At 36.0% G+C, this 16,429-nt stretch carries 11 protein-coding genes and 2 rRNA genes; all 13 read left to right on the top strand.

Translation table 11 applies throughout. From position 1 onward, the window contains the following. Positions 1-29: 29 nt before the first annotated feature. The 13 genes from ftsH (at position 30) to ACTG44_RS19530 (ending at position 16,385) form a co-directional block, all read left to right on the top strand. Positions 30-2,000, top strand: coding sequence for an ATP-dependent zinc metalloprotease FtsH (gene ftsH, locus ACTG44_RS19590; RefSeq protein ID WP_021386495.1), 1,971 nt, complete (start codon positions 30-32; stop codon positions 1,998-2,000). Positions 2,001-2,306: 306 nt separating this feature from the next. Further along, complete coding sequence (locus tag ACTG44_RS19585) at positions 2,307-2,777, top strand: biotin operon repressor (protein WP_021386487.1); 471 nt, start codon at positions 2,307-2,309, stop codon at positions 2,775-2,777. Between the two features lie 612 nt (positions 2,778-3,389). After that, positions 3,390-4,499 (top strand): IS200/IS605 family element RNA-guided endonuclease TnpB, encoded by a 1,110-nt coding sequence (gene tnpB / locus ACTG44_RS19580; RefSeq protein ID WP_479921069.1) that lies wholly within the window; start codon positions 3,390-3,392, stop codon positions 4,497-4,499. A gap of 1 nt (position 4,500) precedes the next feature. Continuing rightward, positions 4,501-5,142: a biotin--[acetyl-CoA-carboxylase] ligase gene (locus ACTG44_RS19575; protein WP_479921707.1), complete on the top strand. Its 642-nt coding sequence runs from the start codon at positions 4,501-4,503 to the stop codon at positions 5,140-5,142. Then, a complete protein-coding gene (locus ACTG44_RS19570; protein ID WP_479921068.1) occupies positions 5,135-6,103 on the top strand; it encodes a P1 family peptidase in 969 nt (322 codons plus the stop codon). The genes ACTG44_RS19575 and ACTG44_RS19570 overlap by 8 nt, the downstream gene beginning before the upstream one ends. A gap of 183 nt (positions 6,104-6,286) precedes the next feature. Beyond that, positions 6,287-6,877 (top strand): ECF transporter S component, encoded by a 591-nt coding sequence (locus ACTG44_RS19565; RefSeq protein WP_021386471.1) that lies wholly within the window; start codon positions 6,287-6,289, stop codon positions 6,875-6,877. An 18-nt stretch (positions 6,878-6,895) separates the two neighbouring features. Then, a complete protein-coding gene (locus ACTG44_RS19560; RefSeq protein WP_021386477.1) occupies positions 6,896-7,666 on the top strand; it encodes a type III pantothenate kinase in 771 nt (256 codons plus the stop codon). A 137-nt stretch (positions 7,667-7,803) separates the two neighbouring features. Beyond that, the gene (dusB, locus tag ACTG44_RS19555) at positions 7,804-8,772 is read left to right on the top strand and encodes a tRNA dihydrouridine synthase DusB (RefSeq protein ID WP_479917781.1); all 969 of its coding nucleotides are present in this window, start codon (positions 7,804-7,806) and stop codon (positions 8,770-8,772) included. 108 nt (positions 8,773-8,880) lie between these two features. Further along, entirely contained in the window at positions 8,881-9,360 is a 480-nt protein-coding gene (gene greA / locus ACTG44_RS19550) for a transcription elongation factor GreA (protein WP_021386470.1), read from the top strand. 14 nt (positions 9,361-9,374) lie between these two features. Continuing rightward, complete coding sequence (gene lysS, locus ACTG44_RS19545; protein WP_479919600.1) at positions 9,375-10,904, top strand: lysine--tRNA ligase; 1,530 nt, start codon at positions 9,375-9,377, stop codon at positions 10,902-10,904. A gap of 308 nt (positions 10,905-11,212) precedes the next feature. Next, complete coding sequence (locus ACTG44_RS19540; RefSeq protein WP_021386474.1) at positions 11,213-11,407, top strand: hypothetical protein; 195 nt, start codon at positions 11,213-11,215, stop codon at positions 11,405-11,407. A 295-nt stretch (positions 11,408-11,702) separates the two neighbouring features. Beyond that, a 16S ribosomal RNA gene (locus ACTG44_RS19535) occupies positions 11,703-13,205 on the top strand. A gap of 282 nt (positions 13,206-13,487) precedes the next feature. After that, positions 13,488-16,385 (top strand): 23S ribosomal RNA (locus tag ACTG44_RS19530). Together the 16S and 23S rRNA genes form the textbook arrangement of a ribosomal RNA operon. Positions 16,386-16,429: the final 44 nt, after the last annotated feature.

Here is a 16,429-nt window from a genome sequence, read left to right as displayed (position 1 = left end):
AAGCAATGTATGAAAGGAGGGCTTCTATATTGAATAAGTTGCTAAAAGGGGCAGGTTTTTATCTACTCGTTTTTATAATTATAGTGGGTATAGTTCAATTCTCAGGTAAGCCTACAGAAAAAATAAAAGATTTAAAATTCTCCGAAGTGTATAGAGAATTAACTGATGAGAATATATCAAGATTATACTTTGTAAATCAAACTTCCGTAGAAGGTACTATAAAAGATACAAATACAAAGTTTAAGTCATATGTTCCAACAGAAGTAATGGGAAATAAACTTGCAGATGAGGTGTTAGACCAAGCTAAGGCTGGTAAACTAACTTTTGGTGGTGAAGCTAAACCATCTACACCTTGGTTTGTTGAAATGTTGCCTACATTACTATTAATATTCTTTATGGTAATTCTTTGGTTTGTATTTATGAATCAGTCTCAAGGTGGAGGCGGAAAGGTTATGAGCTTTGGTAAGTCAAAGGCTAAGGTTCATAAAGATGATGAAAAGACTAGAGTTACATTTAAGGATGTAGCTGGATTGGATGAAGAAAAAGAAGATTTACAAGAAGTAGTAGACTTCTTAAAGAATCCTAAGAAATATATTGAATTGGGTGCAAGGATACCAAAAGGTATGCTTATGGTAGGTCCTCCTGGAACTGGTAAAACATATCTATCAAGAGCTGTTGCAGGAGAAGCAGGAGTTCCATTTTTCAGTATAAGTGGTTCTGATTTCGTTGAGATGTTTGTTGGGGTTGGTGCTTCTAGAGTAAGAGACTTATTTGAACAAGCTAAGAAAAGTGCTCCAGCTATAATATTTATAGACGAGATTGATGCAGTTGGTAGAAAAAGAGGTGCAGGTCTTGGTGGAGGTCATGATGAAAGAGAGCAAACTCTTAATCAACTTCTAGTTGAAATGGATGGATTTGGAGTAAACCAAGGTATAATAATCATGGCAGCTACAAATAGACCAGATATACTTGACCCAGCTTTACTTAGACCAGGAAGATTTGACAGACAAGTTGTTGTTGGTACGCCAGATGTAAAAGGTAGAGAGGCTATATTTAAAGTTCATTCGAGAAATAAGCCACTAAGTGATGATGTGAAAATGGATGTGTTAGCTAGGAGAACACCAGGATTTACTCCTGCTGATATAGAGAACTTAATGAATGAAGCTGCAATATTGACAGCTAGAAAAAGAGAAAAGAAAATTAAGATGGATACTATAGAAGAAGCTATAACTAAGGTTATAGCAGGTGTGGCTAAAAAATCAAAAGTAATAAGTGAAAAAGAAAGAAGACTTACAGCATATCATGAAGGTGGGCATGCAGTTTGTGCTCATGTACTTGAGGAAGTAAGCCCTGTTCATCAAGTTACAATAGTACCAAGAGGAAGAGCTGGAGGATTTACAATGCAACTTCCTGTTGAAGATAAATTCTATGCTACGAAAAATGAAATGAAAGAAAACATTGTAGTTTTACTTGGAGGTAGAGTAGCAGAAGAGTTAGTACTTAAAGATGTATCTACAGGTGCTTCAAATGACTTAGAAAGAGTTACAGCTACTGCAAGAAGTATGGTAACAAAATATGGAATGAGTTCTAAGCTTGGCCCAATGTCATTTGATAGTGATGATGAAGTATTCTTAGGCAATAGTTTTTCAAGTAAGAGAAATTATTCTGAAGAAGTTGCTTTTGAGATAGACCAAGAAACAAAACGTATAGTTGATGGTGCATACGATAAGACAAGAAGTATACTGCAAGAAAATATGGATAGATTAGAGTATGTAGCACAAGCTTTACTTATATATGAAACTTTAGATGCAGAGCAATTTGTAAAAGCATTTAATAAAGAATTACCATTAAATGATATTGAAAATGCAATTACAGAGGAAAATTCTCCTAAAGAAGTTGAAGAACAACTAACTATAAAATTAGAAAAAGATGAAGTAGAAAGAAACAATGTTATTGATATAAATAAAAATTTAGATAATAAATCTGATGAGGATAAATAGTTTTAAAATATTGATTATTTTAAGGTTATTATCTGTTATAGATTAAATACTAAAACTGAAAGTATAATATTAAATTAATGAGCAAAGTATATTTGCAAGTGTTAATTTGATTGATACTTTCAGTTTTTTATTATTTTACGAAGATTTAAGTAAAATAATAAATCCTCCACATAAAATATAAATATTATTGTGATAAGATATTGAAAAGGAAATTTAAAATTAATAGTATTAAAAGTCTATTAATAATGTATAATTATTTATTAGAAGAAAATAAGTCATGAAATTATGTCATATTAGAGGTGAAATATGCGAGATAAGATAATAGAAATTATATTAAATAAAAAATCTGAATTTATTTCAGGAGAAGAATTATCAAAACAATTAGGGGTATCACGTGCAGCTATATGGAAGCACATGAAAGCCCTAAAAGAAGAAGGATACAATATAGAATCTGTAAATAAAAAAGGTTATAGATTATCAGAAAATCCAACGGATTTATTAAGTCCACAGAATATTTACTATAAATTAAATACGGAGTTTATTGGAAAGAATATAATACACCTTGAAACTGTAGATTCAACTAATGAATATGCAAAACGAATAGCTACAAATAATATAGATGGAACTGTGATTTTAAGTGAACATCAAGATATGGGAAAAGGTCGATTAGGAAGAACCTGGGATTCCAAACCTCATGAAGGAGTTTGGATGAGTATTATTTTAAAACCAGATATGGAGCCATTTAAGGCACCCTTTATAACTTTGATTAAAAAATAGCTACGCACACTTGTGACTTTAGTCATGAGTTAGTAGCTAAAATAGTCAGCATATAGGGAAACTTATATGTAGAGATAGGATAGAACCTATCCAATACTACTTGAATTGCTGGAAACCCCTAAAGCTAACTAAACTAAAACATAAGGATGAAATAAACCTAAGTGTGAAAGTTACGAAAGTAGAAAAAATTGGTTAGATGGTATAAGGTTAAACCCTAAGTACTTTAAAATGGGCAATCAGCAGGTAAGCTCCAAATAGGAGAAACTTCAACGACTATTCCTCTTGAGGGAAGTACACTACAAGCTATTGGTAGTGGAAGTGGGTAGACCTTAACGGATAATGCCGAAGGATAAGATATAGTCTGTGCTTACATGAAAGTGTAAGAAGTTCATAAGAGAACTGCATAGGTAGTAGCGAACTTATGTGAACGACAACCTCAAAAATGATAAAAGTTAGGACTTACGGTTCTTAAATATGTTATTTAAAAATAAATATAAAACCTTCGAAATAATTGTTTTAAATAATTACGTTTGTTAATATTATAATGGGTGATGAAAAATAGAAGTTACTCGGATATGTATATTAATAATCATAAAAAACAAGTAAAGTGAGGTGATAGTAGTGGAAAAAGCTTATAAGTTTAGAATGTATCCAAATAAAAAACAGCAAGAGTTAATTAACAAAACTTTTGGATGTTGTAGATTTGTATATAATAAATATCTTGCTAAAAAAATAGAAGTTTATGAAAACAATAAAGAAACTTTTACTTATAAACAGTGCAGTTCTGATTTGACCAATTTAAAAAGAGAATTAGAGTGGCTTAAAGAACCTGACAAATTTTCACTACAAAACACCTTAAAAGATTTAGAAAACGCATATAAAAAATTCTTTAAAGAAAATGCAGGATTTCCTAAATTTAAATCAAAGAAAACTAACAGATTTTCATATAGAACTAACTTTACCAATGGAAATATTATGTACTTTAGTCAATATATAAAATTACCTAAACTTGGAATGGTTAAAGCAAGGGATAAACAAGTACCTCAAGGGAGAATACTTAATGCTACTGTATCCAAAGAACCAAGTGGTAAATATTATGTATCATTATGTTGTACTGATATAGATATTGAAGCATTTGAAAATACTAATAATCAGATAGGTTTAGATTTAGGAATTAAAGAATTTTGTATCTCAAGTTGTGGACAATTTATAGAAAATCCTAAGTATCTTCAAAAGTCATTAAACAAACTTGCTAAATTACAAAGAGAATTATCGAGAAAAACAATTGGTAGTTCAAATAGAAATAAAGCAAGGTTAAAAGTTGCAAGACTTCAAGAACATATAGCTAATCAAAGGAAGGATTTTCTACAAAAACTATCTACTAAATTAATACGAGAGAATGATATTATTTGCATAGAAGATTTACAAGTAAAGAATATGACTAAAAATCGTAAACTATCTCGTTTAATTTCTGATGTGTCATGGTCAGAATTTATTCGTCAATTAGAATATAAGGCTAATTGGTATGGTAGACAAATTGTAAAGGTAGGTAAATTCTTTGCAAGTTCACAAATATGCAATAAATGTGGGTACAAAAACAAGGAAATGAAGAATTTAAGTATAAGAGAATGGATTTGTCCTTGTTGTAATGTAACTCACGATAGAGATATAAATGCAAGTATAAATATACTAAAAGAAGGATTAAGACTAATAGCAGTTTAAAATAGATAACTTATGTAAGAACCGTAGGAACTACGGGGATAGCCTGTGGAGAATTGGTAAGACATATTTTAGTATGCGAAATTCTATGAAACAGGAACCCTGTGACTTTAGTCATGGGAGGTTCAGAGCAGGAGCAAGTGTAACGAAGGCTTTAAATAATTTAGGGGCAAACACCTTAATAAAATGGCCAAACGATGTTATTTTAAATGGTAAAAAAATATGTGGTATATTAACAGAGTTGTCTGCTGAAATTGAGAGAACAAATTATGTTGTTCTTGGAATTGGAATAAATGTTAAGATAATGGATTTTGAGCCAGAAATAGCCGAGAAAGCTACATCATTGTATAAAGAAGGATACAAATTATCTAGAGTAGATATTGTTAGAAATGTGTTGACTGAATTTGAAAAGCTATATTTAGATTATATCGTAAATAACTCTAAAGAAAAAACTCTAAAGATATGTAGAGATTATTCTGCAATTATAGATAAAAATATATATGTATTAAAAGGCACTGATAAGGAATTAGTGAAATGTTTAGACATAAATGAGGATGGGAATCTATTAGTTCAAAGTAGTGATGGAATTGTAAAAGAAATCATTTCGGGTGAAGTTTCTATAAGAGGAGAAAAAGGATATGTATAATAATATTTTGGATATAGAAGGACTAAAGGTTGGGCAAGTTGAGGATAGAGATGGTCTTACTGGATGTACAGTAGTAATATGTGAAGAAGGAGCTACTTGTGGTGTTGATGTAAGAGGTTCTGCTCCAGGGACTAGAGAAACCGATTTATTGGACCCTGTGAATATGGTTCAAAAAGTTCATGCAGTAGTTTTAGCTGGAGGTTCTGCATATGGTCTTGAATCTACTTGTGGTGTAAGTAGATACTTGGAGGAAAAAGGAATTGGGTTTGATGTAGGTGTAGGAAAAGTACCTATAGTTGTTGGAGCAGTGTTATTTGATTTGGGCGCAGGAGATTTTAAGTGTAGACCAGATTTACAAATGGGTTATAGAGCTTGTGAAGTTGCAAGCAAGGATATTTTAAATCAAGGAAATTATGGAGCGGGATGTGGAGCCACTGTTGGAAAGATAAGAGGTCAGGAGTATGCCATGAAAGGTGGTATAGGAAGTTATTCCATAAAATTGGATAATGGTCTAATTGTATCTGCATTGGTTGCTGTAAATGCTCTTGGAGATGTTTATGAAAATGGTGAGGTTATAGCAGGTGCTTTAAATGATAAAAAGACAGAGACCATTGATACATATAAGCTAATGAAACAAGGCGAAAGTAAAGGTGGATTTAGTATAGATAATACTACAATTGGAGTAATTGCAACAAATGCTAAGTTAACTAAAGCTGAATGTAAAAAGATATCTCAAATGGGACATGATGGATATGCTAAAGCTATTTTTCCTATTCACACACCTCATGATGGAGATACAATATTCACAATATCAGCAGGAGAAATAGAAGCAGATATAACATTATTGGGTTCATTAGCTGTAGAGGTTGTGGAAAAAAGTATAATAAATGCAGTAAAAAAAGCGGATAGTGTAGAAAATATAATAGCGTATAAAGATATAGTAAAAAAACGAGAAATATGATGAAATTAGCATATTTTTCTTGTCAAATTGTTGACAATAGCAACTCATCTTGATAAAATTATTCTTGTTAGAGCGGGCATCCTAGAATGGTAGCCTGACTCAGAAATATAAGAAAAAAGACCAAAAAACGAAAAAATTAAGTAGTCCGGCATCGTTATGAGCTGGAACGGAGGTGTATTTTTTATGATGAACACAAGTGCATCAGTAAGAAAAGTAAATGTAAGAAAAATGACTATAATAGGAGTACTATCAGCTATTTCTATTATGCTATCTATGACTCCATTGGGATTTATTCCAGTTGGACCTACAAAAGCAACTATAATGCATATACCAGTTATTATTGGAGCTATTATAGAGGGTCCAATAGTTGGGGGTGCAATAGGATTTATATTTGGAGTATCAAGTCTCCTAAATGCTATAATAAATCCAACCATAACATCCTTTGTTTTTATAAATCCGTTAGTTTCAATATTACCAAGAGTTATGATAGGTATATTGGCTTATTATGTATATCAGTTAATAATTAAGGCTACAAATAAGGTATACATATCAGGTTTAATTACAGGAGCTATAGGTTCCTTGTTAAATACAGCTGGAGTTTTAGGAATGATATATGTCTTATATGCTGACAAATATCTTCATGCAATGGGTCAAAGTGGTTCAGCAGGAAAAGTAATAATGGCTCTTGCCGCAGCAAATGGGGTACCAGAAGCAATAGTAGGAGCTTTAGTAGTAGCTGCCGTTGCCACTGTACTTAAGAAAAGCAAAAAATAGAAAGAAGGTTAATGACATATGCTTCTAGTATTTGATGTTGGAAATACTAATATGGTTTTAGGTATATATAAAGGTGATAAATTAGTTAATTATTGGAGAATTAAAACAGATAGAGAAAAAACATCTGATGAATATGGAATTCTAATAAGTAGTTTATTTGAGTATGATAATGTTGATATAAATTCTATTAATGATGTGATAATATCATCTGTAGTACCAAATGTTATGCATTCTCTTGAAAACTTTTGTATAAAATACTGTAAAAAACATCCATTAATAGTAGGTCCAGGCATAAAAACAGGTCTAAATATAAAATATGATAATCCAAAACAAGTTGGAGCAGACAGAATAGTTAATGCTGTAGCAGGCATAGAAAAGTATGGAGCACCAAGTATACTTGTTGACTTTGGAACAGCAACTACGTTTTGCGCTATCTCTGAAAAAGGTGAATATCTAGGTGGGACAATAGCACCAGGAATAAAAATATCTAGTGAGGCATTATTTCAAAGTGCGTCTAAATTACCTAGGGTAGAATTAACTAAACCAGGTATGACTATTTGTAAGAGTACTGTATCAGCTATGCAATCTGGAATAATTTATGGATATGTTGGTTTAGTGGATAAAATAATAAGCATGATGAAGAAAGAATTAAATTGTGATGATGTTAAAGTTATAGCTACAGGTGGATTAGCTAAACTGATTGCTTCAGAGACAAAAAGTATAGATTATGTAGATGGTTTTTTAACACTAGAAGGATTGAGAATAATATATGAAAAAAACCAAGAATAATTAATATACAGGGAATTGGGTTATATATCCAATTCCCTTTTTATGATAGTTTCCTAGCTTTATGTGGTATATTATAATGAGGAAATATGAACTTTAAAATCAAATCATAAAATAAAGGAAAAAATAGGAGAAAAGCAATGAAAATAGGAAATTTAGAATTGAAAAATAAAGTTTTTCTATCACCTATGGCAGGGGTAACAGACCTTCCATTTAGATTAATTTGTAAAGAACAAGGTTGTGGACTTTTATATACAGAAATGATAAATGGTAAGGCACTTTGCTATGATGATGAAAATACTAAAAAAATGCTTAAGATAGAAGAGGAAGAACATCCAGTAGCTGTTCAGATATTTGGCTCAGAGCCAGATTTTATGGGAAGAGCAGCAGAGATAATGAATGATTATTCAAATGAGATTCTCGATATAAATATGGGATGTCCAGCTCCAAAAGTAGTTAAAAATGGAGATGGGTCAGCACTTATGAAAAATCCTAAGCTTACGGAGAAGGTATTAAAGGCAGTAGTGAAGAATTCAAAAAAACCAGTAACTTTAAAGATAAGGAAAGGATGGGATGATAATAGTGTAAATGCTGTTGAAATAGCAAAGATAGCAGAAGCTTGTGGAATAAGTGCTCTAGCAATACATGGAAGGACTAGAGAACAGTTTTATACAGGCAAAGCAGATTGGAATATAATTGCAGAAATTAAGAATAGTTTAAACATACCTGTCATAGGAAATGGTGATGTATTTACAATAGAAGATTCAATAAATATGTTAGACAAAACTGGTTGTGATGCTATAATGATAGGTAGGGGTGCTCAAGGTAACCCGTGGATATTCAAAAGAATAAACCATTATATGAATACAGGCGAGATTTTGCCAGAGCCAACTCTTAACGAAAAAATAAGTACTGCCATTAAGCATTTAAAACTTGCAGTAGAAGAACATGGAGAGTATGTAGCTGTAAGGGAAATGAGGAAACACATCGCTTGGTATTTAAAAGGACTTAGAAATTCTGCAAGATTAAGAGATGAAATTAACAAAATAGAAGACTATCAAGAAGTTGTGTCGAAATTGGAGTACTATATGGAAGACTCCTTGACATAAAAATAATAGTGACTTATAATATAGCGCATAAATTAAAAAAAGATTATAAAATTTTTAAAATATAATTAGGAAAATTCCTAAGAAATTTGTGAAGGAGTTGTATTTATAATGGAAGAAAATAAAGAGTTTTTATTGACACAAGAGGGATATGATAAATTAGAAGAAGAATTAGAAAACTTAAAGGTTGTAAAGAGAAAAGAAGTTGCAGAGAGAATAAAGGTTGCTATATCTTTTGGTGATTTATCTGAAAATGCTGAGTATGATGAAGCTAAAAAGGAACAAGCACAAGTTGAAGAAAGAATTCTAAAATTAGAAAATATGGTTAGAAAAGCTGTTATCATAGATGAAAGCAAAATAGACCTTAATGTTGTTACAATAGGATCAATAGTTAAAGTTAAGGATTTAGAATTTGACGAAGATGTTGAATATACTATAGTTGGTTCGACAGAAGCAGACCCATATGATGGAAAAATATCAAACGAATCTCCTGTAGGGAAAGCACTTTTAGGAAGAGCTGTAAAAGAGGTTGTAGAAGTGCAAGTTCCTGATGGAGTTGCTAAGTTTGAAATATTAGAAATAAGAAGATAATCTGGAGGAAAAAAATGAAAAATAATCAACAAAGCAATGAAGAAGCACAAATTCAAGAAGACCTTAGTGAAGTACTTCAAGTAAGAAGAGATAAACTAAAAAAATTACAAGAATCAAATAGAGACCCTTTTAAAGAGAGTAGATATGATAGAACTCATTATTCTGCTGAGATAAAAGATAATTTTGATTCTCTTGAAGGTGAAACTACAAAAATAGCAGGACGTATAATGAGTAAGAGAATACAAGGTAAGGCTGGTTTTATAGATATTCAAGACCAAGAAGGAAGAATTCAATCTTATGTAAGATTAGATGCTATAGGGGAAGAAGAGTATAGTGTATTTTCAACATATGATATTGGAGATATAGTTGGAATTGAAGGGGAAATCTTTAAAACTAAAAGGGGAGAAATATCTGTAAAGGCTAAATCTGTAGTATTACTATGTAAATCTCTACAAGTACTACCAGAAAAATATCATGGATTAAAAGACCAAGAATTAAGATATAGACAAAGATATGTTGATTTAATAGTAAACCCAGAAGTAAAAAATGCTTTTTTAACTAGAACAAAAGCATTAAAAGCATTGAGAACATACTTAGATGATAGAGGATTTTTAGAAGTTGAGACTCCAATATTAAACACTATAGCAGGTGGAGCAAATGCTAGACCATTTATAACTAATCATAATACTTTACATATACCAATGTATTTAAGAATAGCTAATGAATTATACTTAAAGAGACTTATTGTTGGTGGATTTGATAAAGTTTATGAAATGGGAAGAATGTTTAGAAATGAAGGTATGGATTTAAAACACAATCCTGAATATACTGCAATAGAACTATATCAAGCATATGCTGATTATACTGATATGATGGAAATAACAGAAAATGTTATCGCACATATGGCTGAAGTTGCTACAGGAAGTATGATAATTAACTATCAAGGAACAGAAATAAACTTTACACCTCCTTGGAAAAGAATGAGTATGGAAGAGTGTGTTAAAGAGTATTCTGGGGTAGATTTTTCTACTATAGATACAGACGAAGAAGCGTTAGAAGTTGCTAAAGAAAAAGGTATAGAAATAAAACCTGGAATGAGAAGAGGAGAAGTAATAAATGCTTTCTTTGAAGAATTTGGAGAAGATAAATTAATCCAACCAACATTTATAACTCATCATCCAGTTGAAGTATCTCCATTATCTAAGAGAAATAATGAAGACCCAAGAAGGACTGATAGATTTGAAGCATTTGCTAATAAGTGGGAATTAGCTAATGCGTTTTCTGAGCTTAATGACCCAATTGACCAAAAAGGAAGATTCATGGATCAATTGAGAAAAAGAGAATTAGGTGATGATGAAGCTTTTGAAATGGATGAAGACTTCTTAAAAGCATTAGAAGTAGGTTTACCTCCTACAGGAGGATTAGGAATCGGTATAGATAGAGTAATTATGTTATTGACTAACTCTCCATCTATAAGAGATGTATTATTATTCCCTACTATGAAACCTATTGATAATAATCCAAATAAAGAAGAAGAGAACTAAAAAATATAAGCATTCTACCAAGTTTTAAATAAAGTATAGCTGTTAAATTAGCAATAAATAGCTTTATTTTATTTAAAATGTCAATGTAGAATGCTTTTTATATATTACAAATAAATTTTTAGATATTTAATTTATAAATTACCAACAAATATTACAAAATGATATTAATTTTTGTTGATTGAGATTTTATATTTAGAAAATATGATTGAAAGTAATTTATTATGAAAATATTTAGAATAATTTTTGGGAAGGGAAATGGAATAATTTCTGAGAATACTATATATAAAAAATTATTGGGGGAATGTCTGATGTTTCAAGTAATTGATTTTTTATGTTTATTTTGTGTTGGATTTTTAGTTCTTGATGTTATGGTATATTTTTGTAAAGATGCAATGGATATTTTTGAAGGTACAACTAAGGTTAATAAAGTTAAGAGTATAAATGTTTGGGCAGATAGAGTCAGAGCTAATTCATATTCTTATGAAAATAAAATTGCAAAATAGGTAAAACTATATATGCAGGTATTGCTTGTAATATCAAGGGTTATATCTATTAGTTTTAATTAAATTGATTAAAAAAAACAAAGAGCTATAACCTTTTTAAAAATAAAAAATAAAAAAATATTGAAAAAGTGTTGACGAATCATTTTTAAGATGATATAGTATTACTTGTCCTTAAGAAAAGGGCAAACATGAAAAATGAACTTTGAAAATTAAACAGTAGGTTAATTTATAAAACAAGAAACAAACCATAAAGCCAGATATTTTAATAACAATAGTATCTGAGCCTGATAAACTTTTATTTGAGAGTTTGATCCTGGCTCAGGATGAACGCTGGCGGCGTGCCTAACACATGCAAGTTGAGCGATTTACTTCGGTAAAGAGCGGCGGACGGGTGAGTAACGCGTGGGTAACCTACCCTGTACACACGGATAACATACCGAAAGGTATGCTAATACGGGATAACATATTTGAGAGGCATCTCTTAAATATCAAAGGTGAGCCAGTACAGGATGGACCCGCGTCTGATTAGCTAGTTGGTAAGGTAACGGCTTACCAAGGCGACGATCAGTAGCCGACCTGAGAGGGTGATCGGCCACATTGGAACTGAGACACGGTCCAAACTCCTACGGGAGGCAGCAGTGGGGAATATTGCACAATGGGCGAAAGCCTGATGCAGCAACGCCGCGTGAGTGATGAAGGCCTTCGGGTCGTAAAACTCTGTCCTCAAGGAAGATAATGACGGTACTTGAGGAGGAAGCCCCGGCTAACTACGTGCCAGCAGCCGCGGTAATACGTAGGGGGCTAGCGTTATCCGGATTTACTGGGCGTAAAGGGTGCGTAGGCGGTCTTTCAAGTCAGGAGTGAAAGGCTACGGCTCAACCGTAGTAAGCTCTTGAAACTGGGAGACTTGAGTGCAGGAGAGGAGAGTGGAATTCCTAGTGTAGCGGTGAAATGCGTAGATATTAGGAGGAACACCAGTTGCGAAGGCGGCTCTCTGGACTGTAACTGACGCTGAGGCACGAAAGCGTGGGGAGCAAACAGGATTAGATACCCTGGTAGTCCACGCTGTAAACGATGAGTACTAGGTGTCGGGGGTTACCCCCCTCGGTGCCGCAGCTAACGCATTAAGTACTCCGCCTGGGAAGTACGCTCGCAAGAGTGAAACTCAAAGGAATTGACGGGGACCCGCACAAGTAGCGGAGCATGTGGTTTAATTCGAAGCAACGCGAAGAACCTTACCTAAGCTTGACATCCCAATGACATCTCCTTAATCGGAGACTTCCCTTCGGGGACATTGGTGACAGGTGGTGCATGGTTGTCGTCAGCTCGTGTCGTGAGATGTTGGGTTAAGTCCCGCAACGAGCGCAACCCTTGTCTTTAGTTGCCATCATTAAGTTGGGCACTCTAGAGAGACTGCCAGGGATAACCTGGAGGAAGGTGGGGATGACGTCAAATCATCATGCCCCTTATGCTTAGGGCTACACACGTGCTACAATGGGTAGTACAGAGGGTTGCCAAGCCGTAAGGTGGAGCTAATCCCTTAAAGCTACTCTCAGTTCGGATTGTAGGCTGAAACTCGCCTACATGAAGCTGGAGTTACTAGTAATCGCAGATCAGAATGCTGCGGTGAATGCGTTCCCGGGTCTTGTACACACCGCCCGTCACACCACGGGAGTTGGAGACGCCCGAAGCCGATTATCTAACCTTTTGGAAGAAGTCGTCGAAGGTGGAATCAATAACTGGGGTGAAGTCGTAACAAGGTAGCCGTATCGGAAGGTGCGGCTGGATCACCTCCTTTCTAAGGAGAATTACCTACTGTTTAATTTTGAGGGTTCGTTTTTACGAATACTCAAAATTTGCACTTTAAGCAACAGAATAAACTGAACGAATGTGAAGTTTGTTTGTTGGCGACGTGCGTTAGCACTTTAATCAACGGGATTTATCCGTTGGCGCTGTGCGTTAGCACTTTGAAAACTGCATATATATTTAGTGATATGACATCTAATTTGTAATATATAAAGCTGATAACTTTTAAAAATTATCAAGTTGATAGACTTTAATCTATCAAACCTTTTTAACTGGTCAAGTTATTAAGGGTGCAGGGCGGATGCCTTGGCACTAGGAGCCGATGAAGGACGTGATAAGCTGCGATAAGCTTCGGGGAGTTGCACGTAAACTTTGATCCGAAGATTTCCGAATGAGGAAACTCACTTAGAGTAATGTCTAAGTATCATTAAGTGAATACATAGCTTAATGAGGGGAACTCAGGGAACTGAAACATCTAAGTACCTGAAGGAAGAGAAAGAAATTCGATTCCGTAAGTAGCGGCGAGCGAACGCGGAATAGCCCAAACCAATAAAGTTTTCTTTATTGGGGTTGCGGACATATCATAACGAAGAGGTATCGTAATTGAAGAGGTTTGGAAAGACCCACCACAGAAGGTAATAGTCCTGTATGTTAAACGAGAAGACTTTAGATATGATCCAGAGTACCACGGGACACGTGAAACCCTGTGGGAAGCAGGAGGGACCACCCTCCAAGGCTAAATACTACCTAGTGACCGATAGCGTATAGTACCGTGAGGGAAAGGTGAAAAGAACCCCGGGAGGGGAGTGAAATAGAACCTGAAACCCTGCACTTACAAGCTGTGGAAGCACATTTCTTGTGTGACCGCGTACTTTTTGTAGAACGGGCCAACGAGTTACGTTAAGTAGCAAGGTTAAGCACTTAAGGTGTGGAGCCGTAGCGAAAGCGAGTTTTAACTGAGCGTTCAGTTACTTGACGTAGACCCGAAACCGGGCGACCTACCCATGAGCAGGATGAAGCGAAAGTAAAATTTCGTGGAGGTCCGAACCCACGAGCGTTGAAAAGCTCGGGGATGACTTGTGGGTAGCGGTGAAATTCCAATCGAGCCCGGAGATAGCTGGTTCTCCCCGAAATAGCTTTAGGGCTAGCCTCAAGGTGAGAGATACGGAGGTAGAGCACTGAATGTCCTAGGGGGTATTGCACCTACCGAAGACTATCAAACTCCGAATGCCGTCATCTTATACTTGGGAGTCAGACTGTGGGTGATAAGATTCATAGTCGAAAGGGCAACAGCCCAGATCGTCAGCTAAGGTCCCTAAATGTAAGTTAAGTGGTAAAGGATGTGGGATTGCACAGACAACCAGGATGTTGGCTTAGAAGCAGCCACTCATTCAAAGAGTGCGTAATAGCTCACTGGTCGAGTGATCCTGCGCCGAAGATTTCCGGGGCTAAAACTTACTACCGAAGCTACGGCATCAGTAATGATGGGTAGGGGAGCTTCCCATACGGGTTGAAGCATGACCGTAAGGACATGTGGACAGTATGGGAGTGAGAATGTTGGCATGAGTAGCGAGATGTGGGTGAGAATCCCACAGGCCGTAAACCCAAGGTTTCCAGGGGAAGGTTCGTCCGCCCTGGGTTAGTCGGGACCTAAGCTGAGGCCGAAAGGCGTAGGTGATGGACAACAGGTTGATATTCCTGTACTACCGATAACCGTTTGAGAGATGGGATGACACAGTAGGATAAGCTAAGCACACTGTTGGTTATGTGTGCCCAAGCATTGAGGCAGTCAGAGTAGGTAAATCCGCTTTGATAATGCTGGGATGTGATGGGGAGCGAAATTTAGTAGCGAAGTAGCTGATTTCACACTGTCAAGAAAAGTCTCTATCGAGGTTAAAGGTACCCGTACCGCAAACCGACACAGGTGGGTGAGGAGAGTATCCTAAGGCCCGCGAGAGAACTGTTGTTAAGGAACTCGGCAAAATGACCCCGTAACTTAGGGATAAGGGGTGCCACCATCCGGTGGCCGCAGAGAATAGGCCCAAGCGACTGTTTACCAAAAACATAGGTTTCTGCTAAGTCGCAAGACGATGTATAGGAGCTGACGCCTGCCCGGTGCTGGAAGGTTAAGGGGATCTGTTAGAGCAATCGAAGCAGTGAACTTAAGCCCCAGTAAACGGCGGCCGTAACTATAACGGTCCTAAGGTAGCGAAATTCCTTGTCGGGTAAGTTCCGACCCGCACGAAAGGCGTAACGATTTGGGCACTGTCTCAACAACAGACTCGGTGAAATTGTAATTCCGGTGAAGATGCCGGATACCTGCGACAGGACGGAAAGACCCCATGGAGCTTTACTGTAGCTTGACATTGGGTCTTGGTACTACATGTACAGGATAGGTGGGAGGCTTTGAAACCAGGACGCCAGTTTTGGCGGAGCCATCCTTGGGATACCACCCTTGTAGTACTGGGACTCTAACCATAGGCCATGAATCTGGTCTTGGGACACTGTCAGGTGGGCAGTTTGACTGGGGCGGTCGCCTCCCAAAAGGTAACGGAGGCGCTCAAAGGTTCTCTCAGTACGGTCGGAAATCGTACGTAGAGTGTAAAGGCAAAAGAGAGCTTGATTGCAAGACATACAGGTCGAGCAAGGATGAAAATCGGACTTAGTGATCCGGTGGTTCTGCGTGGAAGGGCCATCGCTCAACGGATAAAAGCTACCCTGGGGATAACAGGCTTATCTCCCCCAAGAGTCCACATCGACGGGGAGGTTTGGCACCTCGATGTCGGCTCATCACATCCTGGGGCTGTAGTAGGTCCCAAGGGTTGGGCTGTTCGCCCATTAAAGTGGTACGCGAGCTGGGTTCAGAACGTCGTGAGACAGTTCGGTCCCTATCCGTCGCAGGCGTAGGAAATTTGAGAAGACCTGTCCTTAGTACGAGAGGACCGGGATGGACGTACCTCTGGTGTACCAGTTGTTCTGCCAAGGGCATGGCTGGGTAGCTATGTACGGAATGGATAAGCGCTGAAAGCATCTAAGCGCGAAGCCAACTTCAAGATAAGATTTCCCACCGCAAGGGTAAGACCCCAGAAAGACTATCTGGTTGATAGGTCGAAGGTGTAAGTGCAGCAATGTATTTAGCTTATCGATACTAATAGGTCGAGGACTTGACCAAATTATTTGATGTCCATTCAGTAAAATATATATGTAGTTTTTAGA

This window comes from Clostridioides sp. LIBA-2809 (genome assembly GCF_056688965.1).
Note: the sequence above shows the minus strand (reverse complement) of the source record. Positions and strands in the feature narration are given on the sequence as shown.